This window comes from Priestia sp. D3YE.R1, from assembly GCF_049199565.1.
Taxonomy (GTDB): domain Bacteria; phylum Bacillota; class Bacilli; order Bacillales; family Bacillaceae_H; genus Priestia; species Priestia aryabhattai.
The window spans coordinates 594,963-615,106 of record NZ_JBLTHW010000002.1 but is presented as its reverse complement, the minus strand read 5'-3'; the positions used below and the strand labels follow the sequence as shown (position 1 = coordinate 615,106).

23 protein-coding genes, 1 pseudogene and 1 riboswitch are annotated in these 20,144 nt (G+C 39.3%); of the genes and pseudogenes, 11 read left to right on the top strand and 13 right to left on the bottom strand.

From position 1 onward, the window contains the following. Positions 1 to 65: 65 nt before the first annotated feature. Positions 66 to 512 (bottom strand): GNAT family N-acetyltransferase, encoded by a 447-nt coding sequence (locus ACOZIR_RS15315; protein WP_045293039.1) that lies wholly within the window; start codon positions 510 to 512, stop codon positions 66 to 68. Between the two features lie 113 nt (positions 513 to 625). On the opposite strand from ACOZIR_RS15315, the gene ACOZIR_RS15310 reads away from it, so the two are divergent. Then, a complete protein-coding gene (locus tag ACOZIR_RS15310) occupies positions 626 to 1,177 on the top strand; it encodes a CotG/ExsB N-terminal domain-containing protein (protein WP_421535706.1) in 552 nt (183 codons plus the stop codon). A gap of 157 nt (positions 1,178 to 1,334) precedes the next feature. Further along, positions 1,335 to 2,132 carry a VOC family protein gene (locus ACOZIR_RS15305; RefSeq protein ID WP_045293040.1) on the top strand — a complete coding sequence of 266 codons (798 nt, stop codon included), beginning with the start codon at positions 1,335 to 1,337 and terminating at the stop codon, positions 2,130 to 2,132. Between the two features lie 18 nt (positions 2,133 to 2,150). Here the strand turns inward: ACOZIR_RS15305 and ACOZIR_RS15300 are convergent, their stop codons facing one another. From ACOZIR_RS15300 to ACOZIR_RS15280, 5 genes and pseudogenes are all read right to left on the bottom strand, one after another. Further along, positions 2,151 to 3,764, bottom strand: coding sequence for a M20/M25/M40 family metallo-hydrolase (locus ACOZIR_RS15300; RefSeq protein WP_045293041.1), 1,614 nt, complete (start codon positions 3,762 to 3,764; stop codon positions 2,151 to 2,153). Between the two features lie 465 nt (positions 3,765 to 4,229). Continuing rightward, positions 4,230 to 4,472 carry a hypothetical protein gene (locus ACOZIR_RS15295; protein ID WP_045293042.1) on the bottom strand — a complete coding sequence of 81 codons (243 nt, stop codon included), beginning with the start codon at positions 4,470 to 4,472 and terminating at the stop codon, positions 4,230 to 4,232. A gap of 68 nt (positions 4,473 to 4,540) precedes the next feature. Beyond that, a riboswitch (SAM riboswitch) is annotated at positions 4,541 to 4,642 on the bottom strand. A 62-nt stretch (positions 4,643 to 4,704) separates the two neighbouring features. After that, positions 4,705 to 5,859, bottom strand: a complete 1,155-nt coding sequence (locus ACOZIR_RS15290; RefSeq protein WP_045293043.1) for a M20 peptidase aminoacylase family protein — start codon at positions 5,857 to 5,859, stop codon at positions 4,705 to 4,707. Positions 5,860 to 5,906: 47 nt separating this feature from the next. Then, positions 5,907 to 6,412: pseudogene (locus ACOZIR_RS15285) on the bottom strand (GNAT family N-acetyltransferase). A gap of 206 nt (positions 6,413 to 6,618) precedes the next feature. Continuing rightward, complete coding sequence (locus tag ACOZIR_RS15280; protein ID WP_421535705.1) at positions 6,619 to 7,863, bottom strand: methyl-accepting chemotaxis protein; 1,245 nt, start codon at positions 7,861 to 7,863, stop codon at positions 6,619 to 6,621. Between the two features lie 261 nt (positions 7,864 to 8,124). Between ACOZIR_RS15280 and ACOZIR_RS15275 the strand changes: the two genes are divergently transcribed. Further along, positions 8,125 to 8,877, top strand: a complete 753-nt coding sequence (locus ACOZIR_RS15275) for a M48 family metallopeptidase (protein WP_045293045.1) — start codon at positions 8,125 to 8,127, stop codon at positions 8,875 to 8,877. A 198-nt stretch (positions 8,878 to 9,075) separates the two neighbouring features. Here the strand turns inward: ACOZIR_RS15275 and ACOZIR_RS15270 are convergent, their stop codons facing one another. After that, complete coding sequence (locus ACOZIR_RS15270) at positions 9,076 to 9,483, bottom strand: DUF1259 domain-containing protein (protein WP_016763340.1); 408 nt, start codon at positions 9,481 to 9,483, stop codon at positions 9,076 to 9,078. Positions 9,484 to 9,736: 253 nt separating this feature from the next. On the opposite strand from ACOZIR_RS15270, the gene ACOZIR_RS15265 reads away from it, so the two are divergent. From ACOZIR_RS15265 to lepB, 4 genes are all read left to right on the top strand, one after another. Continuing rightward, on the top strand, positions 9,737 to 10,075 hold the full coding sequence (locus tag ACOZIR_RS15265; protein WP_013055902.1) for a YmaF family protein: 339 nt from the start codon (positions 9,737 to 9,739) through the stop codon (positions 10,073 to 10,075). A gap of 138 nt (positions 10,076 to 10,213) precedes the next feature. Continuing rightward, positions 10,214 to 10,351 (top strand): hypothetical protein, encoded by a 138-nt coding sequence (locus ACOZIR_RS15260; RefSeq protein ID WP_160297359.1) that lies wholly within the window; start codon positions 10,214 to 10,216, stop codon positions 10,349 to 10,351. 313 nt (positions 10,352 to 10,664) lie between these two features. Then, entirely contained in the window at positions 10,665 to 11,000 is a 336-nt protein-coding gene (locus ACOZIR_RS15255; protein WP_045293046.1) for a LapA family protein, read from the top strand. Positions 11,001 to 11,190: 190 nt separating this feature from the next. Further along, positions 11,191 to 11,742, top strand: coding sequence for a signal peptidase I (lepB, locus tag ACOZIR_RS15250; protein ID WP_045293047.1), 552 nt, complete (start codon positions 11,191 to 11,193; stop codon positions 11,740 to 11,742). A 35-nt stretch (positions 11,743 to 11,777) separates the two neighbouring features. On the opposite strand, the gene ACOZIR_RS15245 is transcribed toward lepB, so the two are convergent. Beyond that, positions 11,778 to 12,224, bottom strand: coding sequence for a YndM family protein (locus ACOZIR_RS15245; protein ID WP_016763336.1), 447 nt, complete (start codon positions 12,222 to 12,224; stop codon positions 11,778 to 11,780). Positions 12,225 to 12,365: 141 nt separating this feature from the next. Here ACOZIR_RS15245 and ACOZIR_RS15240 point away from each other — a divergent pair, with 141 nt between their 5' ends. Continuing rightward, positions 12,366 to 13,241, top strand: coding sequence for an aldose 1-epimerase family protein (locus ACOZIR_RS15240; protein WP_045293048.1), 876 nt, complete (start codon positions 12,366 to 12,368; stop codon positions 13,239 to 13,241). Between the two features lie 149 nt (positions 13,242 to 13,390). Here ACOZIR_RS15240 and ACOZIR_RS15235 read toward each other — a convergent pair whose 3' ends face one another. Both ACOZIR_RS15235 and ACOZIR_RS15230 read right to left on the bottom strand, forming a co-directional pair. Next, complete coding sequence (locus tag ACOZIR_RS15235) at positions 13,391 to 14,257, bottom strand: gamma-glutamylcyclotransferase (RefSeq protein WP_045293049.1); 867 nt, start codon at positions 14,255 to 14,257, stop codon at positions 13,391 to 13,393. Between the two features lie 5 nt (positions 14,258 to 14,262). Beyond that, positions 14,263 to 14,661 (bottom strand): VOC family protein, encoded by a 399-nt coding sequence (locus tag ACOZIR_RS15230; RefSeq protein WP_014461134.1) that lies wholly within the window; start codon positions 14,659 to 14,661, stop codon positions 14,263 to 14,265. Positions 14,662 to 14,808: 147 nt separating this feature from the next. On the opposite strand from ACOZIR_RS15230, the gene ACOZIR_RS15225 reads away from it, so the two are divergent. From ACOZIR_RS15225 to ACOZIR_RS15215, 3 genes are all read left to right on the top strand, one after another. Further along, on the top strand, positions 14,809 to 15,009 hold the full coding sequence (locus tag ACOZIR_RS15225; protein WP_029325051.1) for a hypothetical protein: 201 nt from the start codon (positions 14,809 to 14,811) through the stop codon (positions 15,007 to 15,009). Positions 15,010 to 15,237: 228 nt separating this feature from the next. After that, positions 15,238 to 15,603, top strand: coding sequence for a MerR family transcriptional regulator (locus ACOZIR_RS15220; RefSeq protein WP_013055894.1), 366 nt, complete (start codon positions 15,238 to 15,240; stop codon positions 15,601 to 15,603). Positions 15,604 to 15,662: 59 nt separating this feature from the next. Then, entirely contained in the window at positions 15,663 to 17,018 is a 1,356-nt protein-coding gene (locus ACOZIR_RS15215) for a hemolysin family protein (protein WP_025749495.1), read from the top strand. A 52-nt stretch (positions 17,019 to 17,070) separates the two neighbouring features. Here ACOZIR_RS15215 and ACOZIR_RS15210 read toward each other — a convergent pair whose 3' ends face one another. The 3 genes from ACOZIR_RS15210 to ACOZIR_RS15200 are packed head-to-tail and all read right to left on the bottom strand — an operon-like array spanning position 17,071 to position 20,143. Continuing rightward, positions 17,071 to 17,781, bottom strand: a complete 711-nt coding sequence (locus ACOZIR_RS15210; protein WP_045293050.1) for an ABC transporter ATP-binding protein — start codon at positions 17,779 to 17,781, stop codon at positions 17,071 to 17,073. After that, on the bottom strand, positions 17,778 to 18,923 hold the full coding sequence (locus ACOZIR_RS15205; RefSeq protein WP_045293051.1) for an ABC transporter permease: 1,146 nt from the start codon (positions 18,921 to 18,923) through the stop codon (positions 17,778 to 17,780). The genes ACOZIR_RS15210 and ACOZIR_RS15205 overlap by 4 nt, the downstream gene beginning before the upstream one ends. Then, positions 18,920 to 20,143, bottom strand: a complete 1,224-nt coding sequence (locus ACOZIR_RS15200; RefSeq protein ID WP_045293052.1) for an ABC transporter permease — start codon at positions 20,141 to 20,143, stop codon at positions 18,920 to 18,922. The genes ACOZIR_RS15205 and ACOZIR_RS15200 overlap by 4 nt, the downstream gene beginning before the upstream one ends. Position 20,144 lies beyond the last annotated feature (1 nt).

Genomic DNA, 20,144 nt, shown 5'->3' with positions numbered 1-20,144 from the left:
ATGGTAAACGTAGGTTTCATGTATCCCATTTGTTCATCTTTAGATTGAATTGATTTCGTTATGTCTCAATCTCTTTTCATCGTTACTAACACAAGATTATCAGCAGCTGCAGTGCGTTTTATAATGGAAAACCGATGAGCTTCGTACAGCTTAATAGCAGGTGTATTTCGTTCGGCTGTCGACACGATATATTCACATTTTGAATATCTTTGAAATACATGTATTAAAAGACGGCTTCCAATTCCTTTTCGAAAGTACCGAGGACGCACAACGAGGCGGCAAATCGTTAATCGCTCATTTTCTTTTTCAAACGACAGCACGCCTGCTAGCTTACCTTCAATTATTTCTCCGATAAACACTTCCTTGCTTTTCATAATATCCTCTTTGCTTTCTGTAAGCTGAGGAATATCTGAAAAACCAATGATCCTAGCTTCTTCTTGATAAGCTTCTACTTGCACAGCTACTATTTGAAGAGCGATATCCACTCTTTGATGTTCGAGGGTTTGAAGCATGAAGAACACTCCATTTCTTTCACAAATTTAGACAAATTCCATGTTTTCACTATATCCAAACGCCTTCCTTGTACATATTGTATTATGTACCGAATTAGCCAGGAGGTGTTTATATGCATATCACTGCTGAAAGAATTAGAGAAGCAACAGAAGCGCTTGCTTCTACTGAGCTTGAAACATTTATGTACCAAGAGCCAACTGCTCTTCACAGACGCTCTCGTCGTCGTTCTACTCGCCGCACTACTCGCCGTTCTACTCGCCGCACTACTCGCCGCACTACTCGCCGTTCTACTCGCCGCACTACTCGCCGTTCTACTCGCCGCACTACTCGCCGCACTACTCGCCGCACTACTCGCCGTTCTACTCGCCGCACTACTCGCCGTTCTACTCGCCGCACTACTCGCCGCACTACTCGCCGTTCTACTCGCCGCACTACTCGCCGCACTACTCGCCGTTCTACTCGCCGCACTACTCGCCGTTCTACTCGTCGTTCTACTCGCCGCACTACTCGCCGTTCTACTCGCCGCACTACTCGCCGTTCTACTCGTCGTTCTACTCGCCGTTCTAGCCGTCGCCGCTGTCGCTGCGGTTCACCTTGCTGCTCATATCCATGGTTTAATAAATCATTTGGCTGCTGCTTTAAAGGGCATGGCTGTCGCCGCTAAATAAATCTAAAGCAAGTCGAGTTTAAAACATACGCGGCTTGCTTTTTTTAACGATTTCTGTTTTTTTTATTTTACATAATTATTCGTTTCATTCTTCTTGAAGGAGAAAACAAAGTATAATAATAGGAAAGACTCTCTCTTAAAAGGAGGACTATCCATGCGCCTATCTTTTGATCACCTTGTTCATTTTTCACCTGATCCTATCAAAGCTCAGAAAGAACTAAACGAATACGGAATAAATGTTATTAAAGGCGGTACCCATGAAAAATGGGGTACTTTTAACACGTTGGCATATTTTCAGCTGAGCTATATTGAGTGGCTTGGACTCAGAGATATCGCATTAGCTCAAACAGTTACAGATAATGATCTTATTCAGCAGCTTGTTAACGAACATACGCCGTTTGGTCATTTTGGCCGATTTGCCCTTCGTACAGATGATATGGATTTGCTGATAAAAGAGCTGCAAAGCAAAAGCTACGCTGTAAAAGGTCCTGTAGCGGGTTCTCGTCAAACCACTGATGGAGAAAAACTTCAATGGAAAATGTGTTTTATTGAAGCTGACCACGATTCCTTGCCTCTTCCTTTTTTTATTGAATGGGGTGAACCAGAAGAAAAACGCAAACCAAAGCTAGCTGCTCTTTCTTCCCACCAAGCTGGTCAGCTGCAGCTAAAAAATATTTACTGTGCTGTACATAACCTCGAAAAATCCATCAGCAAGTGGACGAAACTGCTGGGCGTTCAGTCTGGCGAAAGCTACAAAGACTCTTTACTTGATGCACGTTGCCAAAAACTATATATCAATGGAGGAAACCTTATCTTTTGTAGCGGAACACATGGCGTTGTCCATGATACATTAAAAAAAGTTGGAGAACGTCCATTTTTGGTTGAATTGGATCACGCTCTAACATCGCAACAAATTACCGTACAAGGAGCTTCTTTTAAATTCAACAAATAAACATCCGCAAGCGGATGTTTATTTCTGTGCTTCTTTTATAGCTTGATAAATGAAGTGAGGCAAAATTTCAAAGGAATACTGAACGTCTAATCTTTCGGTCCATTGGTGCGCATCTCTTCCCAGCGGTCCAATATTCAGCACCGGCATCTTCAGCTCCTCTAGCTCTTCTAGCGGGATATGATACCCTTTATTCCATAGCGGCATGTTTGCTACTAACGTGTTAAATGTATGAAGCGGATGCTGCAGGCTGGCATAGCTTAAATCCGAAATTCCCCCAAAATAACTTTGTTCAACTAGCTCCACCTGAAATTGCTCTTTGGCAGTTTCCTGTACGTTTGACAAAATCCCTTGTACAAACGGATCATCATGTGAACAAACGGCCGGATAAAAAGGCGGGGTAAAAAATAAGACCATCATCGGAGCTGCTTCTTTACATAAACCAGCTAAAGTGTTTACTAATTTAATGGTTTTATTTCTGTCATCATCTTCTTGTGCCAAAAGTGCTTCTTCCATTTCTTGCACATATTTTTCACCGTGCTGTTTGACTGCATGAGTATAAAGTTCTTCATACGTCCATACGTTCACTTCAAGAGATGAACCCTCCATTCCCGCAGCATACTGCCTAGCGGCTTTATTATAATGTTTTTTTACATTCAAAGCCGCTTTGTGAGCCGATTTCAACAGCAGATCTGTCACCTCTTTAAGAGAGCGGTTTAACATAAATAAATTAAACAATACAACGGCAGAGTGCGGAACTTGAACTGAATACTCTTCTTTTAAATCTTTTTGTATCAGCACCGTAGGAGGTGGACTCGTTTCATCTCTTACTTTTTCGCAAAAATCAACGTTTAATTCTATTTCTTTTGTTAAATAAGAAGCTAGTAAATTAGCATTCAAACCAGCTAGCGGTTCCCCTACGTGAGTTTCTTTTCCATAACACAAGAAGCTTGGCATGATCTTGCCAATCGATCCTGAGTACACATAATTCGTTTGATCTCCAGGATAGCGGCTGAACACTGGTTCTGCATTTAGCATGAGAGAAAAATCCAGCTGATGTTTGCGCGCAAGTTCTAAAAGAACAGGCACTGCTTTTCTCATTCCGAGCGAATTTACTTCTTCATCTGGCACTGACAGCAGCAGGATGTTTCCGTCAAACTCCCCGTTGCATGCTCGTTCAATCATACTGATATGCAGGGCAATGCCTGCTTTCATGTCCATCGTTCCTCGGCCAAAAAGCCAGTCTCCTTTTATCATATCTTTTTGTACGTGCGCCGGAACTTGTTCCATATGGTTATAAAAAGTACTCGTTAACGTATCAGCGTGAAAAGCATCCTTTTTCCACTGTCCATAATCTTGTACATCCACTACATCGTAATGACTTACTAATACAACTGTTTTATTCTTATTTTTCCCTTCAACAAAAGCTGTGACAATCGATCGCCCATCTCCTGTTGAATGAAGCTCGACTTGCTCGTTTTTGTGAAAGTAAGGCAGCTTCAATAAATAAGACGCTATCGATTCAGCCATTTCCACTTCTGCCATCGTTCCTGTCACGCTAGGTATAGAAACCAATTCGCTTACAAGCTTCTTTAACTGTTCTTTTGTTTGATACAAAGATGTTTTGTTCGACATACCCTTCATCTCTTTCCTTTTTCTAAATTTTCCATCAAACAAAACGATTCGTCAATCCCTTTGACAGAGACCCTTTCATTCTATCCCTATGTATCATAGTATGCGCTGCCTTGACGCACATGATAAAAAAAGAGTGCGCGGCTAGGGCTAGCACCGCACACTCTTTTTTTACTTTTCGTCATCTTCTAAAAAGTCTAGGATACGATCAATAAGCTGTTCGCTTCCTGCATCGTTCCCATGTTCAAGAGACATTTCCATTTCAATGCTCCTTTCATAAAATATTCTTGTTTTATAACATACCACAATTCATTTCGAATGTAACCTTTAATTTGTGTAAAAATTTCGACAATTTATGATTAATTTTAAAACTTAGTGAGTAATGATTATACCCACCAGATTCTTCGATTGTCAAAAAACATGCTTTCTATTTAAAAACACTTTAAAAATAGAGGCGCGAGAAGACTTCTATAACAGACAGCCTACTCGCTCAAGCTTGGAACAGCATGATGAATAAATTTCTAGTTCATTTGCTTTTTGTACATCTTTAATATCTATGCCTACAGCATATGTACGAACTTGGTTTTCGACCACAATTTCGTAAAATGTTTCTAATTCACGATAAGCTACTTCATAATGCTTTCCTAATAATTTCACGGCTTCCTTTAATGCTTTCTCTCCTGTATGTGCTGCTACTGCTGTATGACTCATAAAACCCTCTCCTTTTAGAAAAATAAAAAAAACTCATTTTGCTTTGATGCAAAATGAGTTTTTCACCCGTTTTATCACCCAAAGCACATGCTTTGCTGGTAGGAGCACCTTACATTCGTAGGTTGCTGTGGAGTCAAAGAGCCAGATCTCTCGTCCACTCGTGATAACTTTTTAATTTAAAATTTATTTTATCAAACAATTTCATCCGCGTAAATAGAAAAATAAAAATATTTTAATTTTTCGGGTAATGGAATGAATTCAAAAAATGAAAACTTAGATTAGCAAAATAAGAAGCTGCTACAAGTAACGCCTCTTCATTTAATGAAAAAGAAGGATGGTGCCATTCATATTCTCCAGCTGTACCCATCCATACAAAAAATCCTGGTACATGCTGCTGATATACGGCAAAATCTTCTCCTCCAGGCGATTGTTCAGCTTCTACGACTTGATAACTAAGATCCTCTGCAGCGTTAATAGCCAGTTTTTCCAGCGTATCATCATTGTTTACTACAGGAAGATATGGATACCATTTAACGTCTACTGAAGCCCCGAAAGCTGCTCCAATCCCTTCAGCAGTTCGTTTCATAAGAGCCGGTATTTTTTCTCTCGCTTCTTCTTGAAAGGTACGCACCGTTCCTTCAAGCGTTACTTTGTCAGGAATGACGTTCCACGAGCTCCCTCCATGAATTTGAGTTATGCTGACAACAACATTTTGAAATGGGCTGAGATTACGGCTGACAATGGTTTGTAAACTAGTCACGATTTGACCAGCAGCAGCAATCGGATCTACTGTTTTTTCTGGAATACCCGCGTGACCTCCTACTCCTTTGACGTCAATTTCAAAACGATCAACACTTGCCATTAAAGGTCCCGATTTGATACCAATGGTTCCTACAGGAAGATCCGGTTTGTTATGCATCCCAAATATCGCTTCTACTCCGTCGAGCACACCTTTTTCAACTAGCATTTTTGCCCCGGAAGCCGTTTCTTCGGCCGGTTGAAAGATAAATCGAACCGTACCGCAAAGCTCCTGCTGACGTTCTTTAAGAAGAATGGCTGCTCCGATTATAGAAGCCGTATGAAAATCATGGCCGCATGCGTGCATAACACCGTTTACTTTAGATGCAAATGGCAGATTGGTTTTTTCTTCAATTGGCAGCGCATCAATATCAGCTCGAATTGCGATAGTAGGTCCCGGCTTTCCTCCCGCGATTTCCGCTACTGCTCCTACGTCTAATTGGAATACATCTGCTATAGAAATATCATAGTGCTTTAACCACTTTTTAATACGTTTAGTTGTTTCATATTCTTTCATTGAAAGCTCTGGAAACCGGTGCAGCTCACGGCGTATGTCTATCAGCGTATTTAGTAGTAATTGATCTGTCATATTTATCACTCTTTCACATTTCTTAATTTGGAGAACTTCTCTATCTTTTACGATAAAGAGGGTACCTCATTGAGTTTTTTATAAAGAAATACGGTCGTATAGTCTTCTGCAAGGTGCTTTTCTTTAGCTTGAACATATCCTTTTCGTTCATACATTTCAACTAACCAAGGATGTTCTTTTGCTGTTCCTAAAGACACACCTGGTGATTTAAACGTATTTTTTATTACCTCTTCCTCTACTAGACGCAGCAGCTTAGATCCAACGCCTTGCCTGGCAAACGACGGGTCTACTGCAAACCACCAAAGATGCGGAACAGCAAACAGACCTGGATGTTCTCCCAAGGCATTCGTATCGACACAGTAGCAGCGATTCTTTTCTCTTCTTCATATACATAGCAAAGGTTTTGAGAAATATTTTTCTTAACGAGAGCAAGATCAGCAGTAGCTGCTAAGAAAGGAATGCCTAGCTCTCGAATAGGCTTATATGCTTGTAGAGTTAAGTTCAATAAGCTATCTGCGTCTTCATTTGTTGCCAAACGGAATTCATTTTTCATCTCTTCGTCTCCTTATGTAGTGCTTAAATATTTTATTTAACTTATAAGTTTACTAAGAATTAAAAAAGACAGACTGCCGCCTTGCGTACTCACTATACAGCTGCTTTTATAACGTGTCAATTCTATTTATCGTTTTCTATAAAGGGTATAAATAAAACAAATACACGTAGAAAACTGCGCGTATTACGTACATATCAAGATAGACTTCAGGACTCACTTACCGTAGATTTTAAATTAGCGGCCAACGTCACAAGTTCTTCTATAGATGCTAACTCCTCTTGTGAAGCCGCAGCTACTTCTTCAGCGTAAGCAGCTGCTTGTTTAGCAACCTCCGAAAGGGCCATGACAGACTCCATTACCTTGAACGAATACCCATCAATTTCTCCTGTTGCCTTTGTCATTTTGTTCATTTGTTCTTGAGCGGCAAAGACATCTTCCATAATTGTGGAAAACTGTTGCGTTACATCTTCGACAGTGGAAATACCAAGCGTGACTTCTTCCGTATTGATTTCCATGTTTTGATAAGCCAGCTTTGCCTGTGCTTCAATTTCTTTTAACAGATGACTGATTTGTATAGCGGACGTTTTAGATTCTTCCGCTAGCTTACGTACTTCCCCTGCTACTACAGCAAAACCTTTCCCATGTTCTCCAGCCCTTGCAGCTTCAATAGCAGCATTAAGTGCAAGAAGATTTGTTTGTTCAGCAATTCTTGTAATTGTATTAATAATGCGGCCAATTTCTGTGGAACGGTCTTCGAGCCCCTTTACTTCACTAGTGGATATCTTAACTGTTTCATAGATTTTATTCATTTGATCCGTCACCTCTTTCACCGCAACATTTCCGGTAGAAGCATGTTCAGAGGCTCTGTTCATCGATTGTTGTACCTTTGAAGAATGATCAGTCATTTTCTGAAGCAGCTTGGCCATATCCACCATAGCTTGCTCGGTTTCAACCACACTTAACAACTGCTTATCAGAACCCGCAGCAATTTCTTGAATAGACATCGTAACTTCTGTTACAGCTGTTTTTGTTTCCTCCATGCTTGCAAGCAATTGCTCTGAGGAATGACTGACCGTGCTCGTTGTTTTACTTATTTTCTGACGCAGCGTTCTCATGTGAGTCATCATTTCATTAAATGAAGATATGAGTGTACTAATCTCATTTTTCTCTTTCAAAGGAACAACATCTACAGATAAATCACCGTTTGAAATCCCTTTCATTGTTTTTGACAAATTTTCAACCGCAATTATGTAGCGACGTATGATAAAATAGAACACGGTAGTTGTAAAAGAAACAAACAGAAATGTAATCACTAGCGTAATCGAAGCTGCTTGCTCTTGTTTCACAATAAGATAATAATTTGTTACTTCAATTACAGTAGATGTTATGGCCATCATGGCTGCAATCATACATAGCATTTTCATGCGTAAACTTTGAAAAGCTTTTTTCATTTTTTCATCCCCTATACAATCTAAAGACATAGAATGTCTAATCTATATTAGTAGTATCGGCATATTTTTATATTTTTTTGTAAAAACTAAAGAAGAATTGAAACAATTATTATTGGCGCTTTTCCACTAAATATTGGAATACATATCATTCTGCAAGGCGCTGCAACAGCAGTTGATAACTGTCTGATTATTCTTTCATTTGACCAAACTCTACCTTTGCTTATAAAATGAAGATTTGTAGAAAGGAGTACGAAAAATTTTATGTATACGTATCAAACAGGCAATCAAACAATTGACTACAAAATTGAAGTCGTTCCAAATAGAACCGATATCACGGTGCAAATTTGTGACAAAGAAGGGGTAAAAGTTATTATCCCAAGAGGTCTTAATGAAAACAATGTGCGTTCAATCATCGCACGCAAAGCAACATGGATTTTAAAACAACTAAACGTTTCACAACCAGCTGAGGAAAAGCCGGCTGCTCCAAAGACAGAAGCAGTAAAAAAAGAAACAGCTAAAAAAGAGGCTCCTAAAGCAGCAGCTTCTGCAGCTAAAACTGGTTCTTTTGAAGAAGGAGACAAATTCCCTTACCTAGGGCGTCAATACCGCTTAAACATCGTTCGTGGAGATGTAGCAAAAGCTGAAATGACATTCCGTGCAAAATTCATTGCTACAGTACCTGAAAGCTGGAACGAGCAGCAAACAAATGAAGGTATTGGACAACTATTAACAGAATGGTACCAAGGCCGCGCAGGTGAAAAATTCCAAGAAGCTTTGAAATCTGTTAAAAAAGCAGCAGACAATGCTCCTGAATCTGTTAAATGGGACGAGTTAGGTGAAGAATATGCTACGACTCAAGATAATACAATCGTATTAAACTGGCGTTTGCTAACAGCTCCTCTTGCAACAATTGAATATGTCATTGCTTCTCAATTTACAAATGCAGATGAATTATTCGAAGATGCAGCTGAACGCAAACAGTGGTTAAGCGATAACACCCTAAACGCATTTTAAGTTTATACATAAAAAAAGCACGCGGCGAACGCGTGCTTTTTTTATTTTAAGAGTCTCACTGCTCAAAAATTAGTTAACCTGATAGCTTCATTCAATTGCATCTTATAAACAAATATATAATATACATGTTTAAAGGTTTATTAATCTAATTTTAAAAGCAGTAAGTAAGACTAAACTGATTTTATATAAAGCTGATTTTTACCCTTTTAATACTCTAAACGCTTCTCTTACTTTTCGTGCAAAATCTAACGGTGGCTCTACAGATTCAAAGTGCATATACATTGCTCTCGGCTCTTCAAATAGCCAATGGTTGTGAACGGCCGTAACCTTAATATCTCTTTTTCTAAGCTCCGTTAATAATGGATTTACTTCTTCTTGCAAAAGCACGGTTTCACCTAGATTCAGTGCTCTTCCTTTACTATCTAAATCTTCAAAAGTAAAAAATTGAGGAGTAACTAATGGAGAGCGTGTTGGACGCCCTAAAATTTTAAAACGAATAGTACGAAACTTTTGTACCAAACAAACGCCATTTTCATCTAAACTGCCTTGTCCACCTAAAATTCTCGCAAACTCCTGACATAAACTCTTTTTATTTTCCCAACTCATTATGCTGACTTCCTCTCTTATAATAACTTGTCCTTCCTTAATAAATATATGTGAAAGTTATCAAGTAGAAACGGCAAACACACAGGAAAACTACCCATTTTATAAATCCTGATTATCAAAAGTCATATTTATTTTTCTTTGTTCATATCAATAGCATGTATTTTTGAATTTAACTAAAAAGAGAAATTCAGATTCCTATTTAAAGAATTTACTTAAACAGTTTTTTAAAATTGAATTTGTAGGGGGAAGTAAAATGAAAAAAATAGGCAAGGATGATTTTATTTCAGGGTTTGTTCCTCATCACAATCATGGCTCAGTGGACTACACTTCTGTTGCATCAGGACATGTCCATCAGTGCCTCGATGTAACGTCTCCTCCAATTCAAAGCGAGGATGGAAGCCACATTCACTATACAGAAGGCTATGTTGTGTTTGAAGACGGACATACACATCATTACAAAGCCTACTCTGGTCCCGCTATTCCCATTGGCAACGGTATGCATGTTCACTATTATGACTTTTACACCAGCGAAGACAACCAGCATCGGCATCATGTCAAAGGCGTAGACCACCCTGCTCCAGGTGATAGATAATGAAATAATTTAATGCAATTAAGCTAAAGTCTCAGCTTGCGTTTATATAAACTCTTTAATAAAAGTGAGGCTGGGACAACAGTATCTTAGCCCAAGTGAAAAACGAATACAGCTTCATCTGTTTCGTCCTTCTAGCAGTTGATTGAAGGGCAAGGCAAAGACTCCTGCGGGAAAAGCGTAACAGATGAGACCCCGCAGGAGCGCAAGCGACGAGGAGGCTCAGCGGCCGCCCGCGGAAAGCGAAGCCTTGCATGGAAATCAACTGCGGTGTCATAAGCGGTTCAGCTCATGTATCTCATTTGTTCGTCTTTAGGAATGAAAGTCTCTCCCCCTGCTTAATCTGCTTAAGCAAAAAAGGATACGCGAGCTCTTTATTCCAAAAATTCGACAGACCGGGTCTTTGGACATGTCAAAGTTTCTACATCAATCGATATATTGTGTTTTAAAAGAAAGATATATATAATCAAGAAAATGTTTGATTTTGTTTAAATGTGGATACGTATACCTATAAGCAAGATAGCAAACACTTAAGACGAGTGGTTACGCTACAAAAGTTGTAATGACCATGTAAAGAAAGGAAGTGCAGCTTATGAAAGGACAGAGCTTTTTTATTTTAGGACTTATATTTGCTCTTATCATTGCTGTTTTAGCTGTAATTAACAACGATCCTGTACAATTTAACTATGTATTTGGTTCACAAAAATGGCCTCTTATTTTAATCATCTTAACAACGGCTGTGTTTGGAGGAGTTGTTGCTGCTTCATTGAGCTTTGTAAAAATTGTTCAACTAAGAGGACAAGTGAAACAGAAAAACAAGCGAATTGCTGAACTGGAAGAAGAAATCAAGCAGCATAAGTCTGTTGAGCCTGTTTTGGAAGAAGAGCCGAATCAACCAGTTACTCGAACTGAGCGCGCTCAGTTATAATAAAAAAGAGCCGTTATTTTAAAGAATAACGGCTCTTTTCATTTTTTGTTCCGCCAAGCATATTTTCGCGATACACGCATAAATAGATAGATATGGAAAACTTTAGTTCTGAATGGTACAATCAACACTGTTATATCTCTATGAAAAACTTAAATTGACAGTCTTACCGTTAAGAAGGTGTTCATCCATTATGGTCAATAAAAAACTAAAGCGTGAAATTCTTACATACACAAGCGTCATCCTCGGCACTGTTTTGCTTTCTGTGGTCGTTCAGCACTATTGGTTTCAGCCCTACACTGTAAAAGGCGATTCTATGAAGCCTATTTTGCACGAAGGCAATCGAATTATTATTAACAAACACAGCAAGCTGGAGCGCTTTGACATTGTCGTTTTGCAAGCTCCCTACAGCAGTGATTTTCTAGTAAAGCGCATTGTGGGCTTACCAGGAGAAACGGTCGAATACAAAGATGATGTTCTGTATATAAATAATAAGGTCAAAAAAGAGCCGCATCTTCATAAATATTTATCCAAAGTGCCCGTTTACGAGCGATTCACCGAAAATTTTTCAACGTACGAACTGTCTCCAGACGGCACGATACCGGACGGATACGTATTAGTGCTAGGTGACAACAGACGTATCAGCCGAGATGGAAGGCATTTTGGCCTTACTCCTATCTCTTCAATCATGGGAGAAGTCAACATGAAATACTGGCCTTTAAAAGAAATGACTTTTATGCATTAACACATAAAAAGAAAGCTCAAAATTGAGCTTTCTTTTTATTTTGGGTTTTCCTTGTTTTCTACATGCTGTTCTTCTGCAAATTCTGTGTCATACGCTAGTTTTCGCTTAAAAGCCGGGCGCGTTCTCGCTGTATGCTTTGTTTCAATATGGTTGAATAAGTAGCGGTGAACAAAAACCTCAGCAAATGTAATAATAGCTGCAGAAATAATACTTCCCCAAGCAATTTGAACGTAACTGTCTAATAACAATGTGCCAAAAATCCATACGCTCATATAGGTTAGAACAAATTCAACAATAATAGCATCACGGTTGCCCACTCGAGGCAGTACAATTCGATCCACTACTAGATATGTCACAACTGTCGTTAGCAAGCTAAAAGAAATAATGTCTCCGATGGTTGCATCAAAAAACAAATCAAGGCCTATACCAAACGCAATAAGTGCCGCTGCAAATTTAATGAGCAATAATGTTGCATGATTCATATTTGAACCCTCCTTTTTCTATATTAATTTGAACAAAAATAGGGAAATTAATACCTTTTTTGCCAAGAAGGGTATAATATAAGCAAAGCCAGTACGTTTGAGACAGCTCTAGCGTACAACAATGATTTGGGAGATGTTGTAATGATTGTACTAGAAAATAGCGAAATGAAAGTCAGCATTGAAGAAAAAGGAGCGGAAGTTGTAGAAGTATTTCATAAAGAAAAAGGCCTGCAGTTTATGTGGAGCGGAGACCCTACTTATTGGGGACGAGTATCGCCCGTATTGTTTCCAATCGTAGGCCGATTAAAAAATGATCAGTATACCGTTGATCAGCGCGAATACTCTTTGCCTCAGCACGGCTTTTTACGTGATTCTACTTTCAGCGTGATTGAGCAAACAAACGAAACAGCACGGCTGAAATTTGCCACAAACGGCCATTTTAAAGACGTGTATCCGTTTGAATGTTCAGTTGAAATTAGCTACCGTCTGGAAAACAACCGATTAACGTTTCAGTGGAAAGTAGTAAATGAAGATAAAGAGAATATGTATTTTTCAATTGGAGCCCACCCTGCTTTTCGTATTCCGTTACGTGAAAACGAGCAGATTTCTGATTACTTTTTAGAAATAGAGCCTTCTGAAACTACGCCAAAGGAATTTGTATTAAAAGACGCGCTTATTCATGAAAAAGGAGCTGCAGAAAATTTGCATCAGCTGCCGCTAAGCGCAGGTTTATTTGCAAATGATGCGTTAATTTTTAGCCATATTGACGGAATTACAATTAAATCGGCGGTTAATGAAAATCAAATTAACGTTCAGTTTAATGATTTCCCGTACGTAGGTATTTGGTCAAAGTATGATGCAGAAAATCATACAATCGCTCCATTTCTTTGCATCGAACCTTGGTTTGGAATTGCAGATACGCATGACCACAACGGAAATTTCAAAGAAAAATTAGGCATCAACCGTTTATCAAAAGACAGTGTATTTCAAACAGAATTCTCTGTTTCCTTTAACTAATTCAACACATAACAAAATCAATCCAATAAACAGCTAGAAGCAGCTAAATAGATTAAGCCTGCGTTCACCATAACAATGAAAAGCTCCGAACGATTACTCGTTCGGAGCTTTCTTCAACTAAACTACTTTTGTCTTTGCTTCTTTTTATATTAGTTATTTACGACATCACTATTTTTTAGCGCATGGACTTGCTCTATTAGCTTCTGAACGTATTCTTCGCTGAGTACACCTGTTGCTCCTCGAATAATTTCAGCCGAATAATGATCCGGAGGTGCGACTTCTTTTTCTTTATTTAACACAAAAAAAGTAAGAACATGATCCACAATCTTTCCTTCATGCTCTACAGAGATAATGGCAGGACGATAGCCGTTATTATCTACGCCTTCTCTGCCGTAAAGGTACGTAATCGCTTCAGGAGGCACGCGGTACAGTTTGCCTTCAACGACTCCGCCTTCTTCAACCATGTCTGCACGTCCTCCGTCATGAATAACGTGGTTATATCGAAGCGTATAGCCTTTAAAAACAGCTTTGCCGAGACAGTCTTGGAAATACTGATCCACCCCGTGCTTAATAAAACGATCGTTATCCATACATGAACCGTAAGCAAAGTACAGCATACCTTCTAATAAATCTTCTTTCCACACGCGCCAGTTTCCGCCTGGGATAAATTCTTGCAGCAGGGAACGATCTCTTGCTACATATACAACGGCTTCAAATTCACCTTGGTCCGTTTCAACCGTTTGCACAACTTTATCATATTCATTGTCTTTATGACCTTCGTGAATATAACCTTCTAATTCATCAAGCGCCTTCCACATAAGCTGATCGGTCACTTCATATACTTCTCCGTACGTAATATGTTCACTGTCGATATCAAGCATAGGATAGCCTTGCTTAGTGTCATATAATTTCCCTTTCGTTTTTGCCTGCTTGGCAATTGAGCGCGCATGATGCAGCAATCCGTGATTACCTTCTCCTTCAAGAAGCGTTCCGTATACGAATAAATAATTGCACATACTCCTTATTCCCCCTCTTTCTCTTCATAAAGCTCTAGCGGTAACCCGTCCGGATCAGCAAAAAATGTGAATTTTTTTCCCGTTAGTTCATCTACCCTAATAGGTTCCACATCAATCCCTTGCTGCTCTAGTTCACGCTTGGAATCCTCTACGCTTTCAACCGCAAAAGCTAAATGGCGTAAGCCGCACGCTTCAGGTCTTGAAGGACGCTGTGGCGGATTTGGAAACGAGAACAACTCAATTTGATAGCCAGGAGCTACTTCTAAATCTAGCTTATATGAATCTCTTTCTTTTCTATATGTTTCTTCTATAATCTTGCATCCTAACACATTTACATAAAAAGCTTTTGAACGTTCATAATTACTTCCTATAATGGCTACGTGGTGCATTCGTTTTAAATTCATTTCATTCTCCCATAAAAACCCTTTTCTAATCATCCTACACAAAATGCCGGCAAACATCAAATAATTACGTTATCACCTTTGACTAGAGTGATAAAAGTCACGGACATAGCGCTTCATAACAAGTAATATAACAACGAGGTGAATAACATGATTTCGTTAACATTTAAAGCCAGAATTGACCGAACTCAAAATTTAGATTCGTTAAAAGAAGAAGCTGCTATTATGCACCGTATTGCTGATCAGCTATCTCCAATGAGCCCTGAGTTCATAGAATATACTGAACGTATTCAATATGTGTATGAACGCATGCACATTATCGTACGTCATCCTACTAAAAAACTCGCTTAATACAAGCGAGTTTTTTTTATAAAATCTTTGTCAAACTACCTTATTTTGAGATATACTGAATGCTAATAAAAAAATGAAACTTTTTGATCTTACGCGCGTATACTTAATTACGATAGGATAAAAGATAAATAGTTGCGTAGATAAAAACCATCACGTGATGGTTGACATAGTTAAAGGAGGTGGTATTCTGATGGGGTTGCGACATACAAAATTGGAGAACTTGCAGAGATGGCACATGTAACGAAACGCACGGTTGACTATTATACTAACATTGGGTTATTAAAAGCAGAACGCTCTGCTTCTAACTATCGCTTTTATAACGAAGAAGCGCTGAAACGTCTTTACTTAATTGAAAAATTAAAAAGCGAAGGCCGTTCTCTTGAAGAGATTTCTTCTCTATTTTCTATAGAGCAATCCGAGAATAGCCACTCCAAAGACGAATTAGCATCCAAATTTTACGTACTAAACGACAGTTTAAAAGAAGTTGCACCGCTTATGGAAAAGCTGAATGAAGAAGATCGAAAAGTAATGATGAATCGGCTCTCACCAGAAAGCGTCACTCTTTTGCACTCTTTACTGCTGCTGCTGTCGTAAATTTATTATTTACAGGAGGTGTTTACTTACTTTATAGCACTATAAAGTAAGTATATTCATTGATAACCATTAACTTAATTATTTTTGCGATTTTAATTGTACTCACTGCTTTTTTCGTTGCTTCAGAGTTTGCAATTGTGAAGCTTCGTAGTTCACGGGTAGATCAACTTGTTGCTGAAGGAAAAAAAGGAGCGAATGCGGTTAAAACCGTGACGACACACTTAGATGAGTATTTATCTGCGTGTCAGCTTGGTATTACGATTACTGCTTTAGGACTCGGTTGGTTAGGAGAACCGACTGTTGCGAAGATTTTAGAACCTCTGTTTGAAGAAATGGGTGTTGCTGCATCTTTAACCCATATTCTTTCATTCATTATCGCATTTGCGCTTGTAACGTTTGTTCACGTAGTTGTTGGTGAATTAGCGCCAAAAACATTTGCGATTCAAAAAGCTGAAACAGTTACGTTATTGTTTGCTCGTCCGTTAATTTTATTCTATAAAATTATGTTCCCTTTCATTTGGTTACTAAATGGTTCTGCCCGTTTATTAACTGGCATGTTTGGATTAAAGCCAGCTTCAGAGCATGAACTTGCGCACAGTGAAGAAGAGCTGCGCATTATTTTATCAGAAAGTTTTAAAGGCGGGGAAATTAACCAGTCCGAATATAAGTACGTGAACAACATTTTCGAATTCGATAACCGTGTTGCTCGCGAAATCATGGTACCAAGAACAGAAATTTCAGCTGTTTCTGAAGACGACAGCATTGAAGATTTCTTAAAGCTTGCTGTAGAAGATCGCTACACTCGGTACCCTGTTACCGTTGACGGAGACAAAGATAATATTATCGGCTTAGTCAACGTCAAAGAAATTCTAAACGATGTCGTAATCAACGATGCGTTAAAAAAGCAAAGCGTGAAGCTTTATATGAATCCTATTATTCAAGTAATTGAAACTGTAGCGATTCAAGACCTATTGCGCTCGATGCAAAAGAAACGTACGCATATGGCTGTGTTGATTGACGAGTACGGCGGTACGGCAGGGATCGTTACCGTTGAAGATATTTTAGAAGAAATCGTTGGAGAAATTCGAGATGAGTTTGATACAGATGAAAAGCCGCTTGTTCAAAAAATCAGCGATCAGCATTTTGTCTTTAACTCAAAAGTACTGCTTGAAGAAGTCAACGAAGTGCTTCATATCGAAATTGAAAATGATGATATCGATACAATTGGCGGCTGGATGCTGATGCAAAATATCGATATTCAAGAAGGCGAATCGTTCAAACTTTTTGGATACGAGTTTATTGCAAAAGAAATGGACGGTCACCAAATGAAAGAAGTGGAAGTACGTGCCCTTCCTGAGGAAGAACGCGTGCAGCCTGAAAGTCATTCACCAGAACAAGAAGTTACACAAGCATAATAGAAAGAGCCGCTTCTTCATGAAGCGGCTCTTTTTTTATTATTGCTTACTCTTAATCATGCAGCAGCTTATACACAACGTTCTCTTCTGCATCTTCCCCCGTCTTTTCCTTTGCTTGGTCCATCGTGCCGACAAACTCCAGCTTTCCTTCCTTTAAGACCGCAAACCGATCACACACGCCCAAGATTTCATTCAAATCATGGGTAATATAGATAATCGTCTTTCCTTTTGCCGCCAGCTGTTTAATATAACGAATAATCTCAAGCTTGGACTGCAAATCAATTCCGACCGTAGGCTCATCCATTAACAAAACGGACGGTTCATGAATAAGCGAAACGGCTATATTTAACTTTCTCTTCATACCTCCTGATAAATTTTTCACTTTTCCCTTCCATCTTCCTTCCAGCTGTACAGCTGAGCAAAGAGACTGAAGCTGTTCATTCGACAAAGAGCGTGAAGCCATTTTGCTCCACATTTTCATGTTTTCTTTTACGCTAAGCTCTTCCCACAGCGCTATATCTTGTGGAACGTAGCCAATGACTTCTCGAATCGCTTTTTGATTTTTCTTAAGCGATAAGCCTCCAATCGTGACATTCCCACTTGAAGGAGCCGTAATGGTAGACAAAATAGACAGAAGCGTCGACTTACCAGCGCCGTTTGGCCCTAAAAGTCCAATGACTTCCCCACTTTCTACGGTCAGCGTAACATTTGCTAACGAACGTTTTTTTCCGTATGTTTTGCTAACATTGTTAATTTCAATCATTTGATGCTCCTCACATTCCACACTATTTTAAATGCGCACAAACATATGCATGCAATGGAAACAGCTATCTCTTTCCAAATGAGCGTAAGCGGCAGTGCATGCTGATACAGAAGCAGATGCTGCGGAAGCCACTGACTTATTTTTTCAATCGTTGCAGAAAGCTCTCCTACCGGGAAAAAGCTTCCTCCTATTATGCTGAGTCCTGTGACCATGACAACGCTGATCATATAATAAGATCCAACTCGCTGACTTTCACTTGCAAACCACGTGCTCAAAGCAACGCATACAACCACATAAATACACATATACAGCAGTACACCGTAAGACTCTACTCCATAAAGCCATTTAAATAAAGCAAAACTGATGCAGGCTTGAAGCACGTATAAAACAGCATAAGCGGCGCTGACGCCTCGAATATAACCGTAAAGTCCTTTTTGCATCGTTTTCATTCGTTTAAAAAGATGCCTTCTCTCTTTAATCATCCAATCTGATGTGATGCAGCAAATCAAAAGCGTAAAAAATCCCCATAGCGGCACGTATCCGGTCATTTGAACGCTCCCTTGCTTCGTACGCTTCTTCGTTCCTTGCTCCTCGTAATCAATTGTCATCAGCGGCCTTGGCTTCCACTGGTTATCGGTATAGTGATACGCCTCTTTCCATAAATCTGGTCCTGCCTGAATGTGATAGACTTTATATAAAAAACGCACTTCATTTGCCGCTTTAACATTTGTTGTTAACCTTGTCACTTCACTCGCCACGACTTCTCGAACCGCTTCTGTGGCAACTGAAGAAGGCAGCGTGAGCAAATCAATGACTCCTTGATAATTCCCCGCTTCTACTTCTTCCTGAAATCCGTTAGGAAACATAAAAATGCTGTCAATTTTATTTTTTGCCAGCTGCTTTCTCGCTTGTTCTTCGTTCAGAGAAAGAAACTGAATTTCTGTTGTTTTCTGTAGTCGATCCATCACTTGTTTAGACATGTTGCTGTGATCTTGATCGACAAGAGCAACAGGGATTTTTGAATCACTTTGTACTTTTGCTAAAAATGAGCTGCTGATGACCGTTCCTATTAAAGGTAAAAAGAAGATCATGACAATAAGCATAGGACGCTTCAGCAGCTGCTTTATTTTTTCACTGATCATTTTCTCCACCGCCTTTGCATAATCATCACGTAGCCAACAGCAAGAACAAAACTTCCTGCTGCCGTAATGAGAATAGGCGTAAGGTAAAGAAAAGCTTCGTTTGTGTTATATCCATCAAATTCATAAAATAACAGCTCCAAGACGCGGGTGTTGAGTGACCATTTCTGAAAACCACTCGCCCAGTCCGGTAAATAGACGACCGGCACAACATGTCCACTTAAAATCGCACTCAGCAAAATGAACAGCAAACCGGTTATTTGATAAGCTTTTTGTGATAAAAAAAGAACCCGAAGAAGTAAAAACAAACATAAAAAAGCAAGCAAACTTCCGCTTACCCCTAAAAAAAGCTCTCCGTACGTACCGGTTACAGGCAGTTTCAGTCCTTTAATGAGGCTTCCAAACAAAACGACAGATACCGGCAGCAAAAGAACAAACAGAGCCGTCAGCTGCGCTAAATAAATGTGGACAAACGATACACCTCTTGTTTTCATTCGAGCCAGTACGGGATAAGTCTGCGTTTCACTAGCAAGCAGCCATCCGCCGTAGCTCCAAATCATAAGCAGCAAAGCAGCAAAAGACAGGACGTAATATTGCTTCATATCCTGCTGAAAGAAACTCGTTTCTACTTGTTCATCAAATAAACTTCCTCTATCTAATACATGAAGCCCAAACGTTACTAAGCTCTTCTTAAACTCTGCGTGTCTATTTTTATCAGAGACATTTTCTTTTTCTAAAAAGGTATTAACCGTATTAATACCGCTTTGAGCGGCTGACGTGTAGTCAGCTGCACTTTCCATCACGTAGCGAAACAGCTGTGACTGAAGCGGCTTATTGTTGTTTCCAATGACGTGTAAAGGCTGATTTTTCCCATGAGCAATATCGTGACTAAAACCTTTTGGCAGCGTTACAATGGCTGCCACTTTATTTTGCTGCAGCAGCTGTTTAGCTTTCTCTTCATTCGTGTAAAGAGGCTTCATGATCTTGCGAAGCTTACCTTCAGTCAGCTGTTCAATGACGTACTTCGTTTGTGCAGTATCATCTTTATCCACAATGGCCACGGGAAACCGATTGACTTTCTCCTCACCTTGCATGGTCTGACTAATAATGATCCCTGCTCCAAGTAAAAACAGAGCAGGGATCATTATTAGCAGTATGAGAGATTTTATATTTTTCAATAGAGCTTTACATGTAAAAAGAGTCAAAGAGAAATATATCTTCATC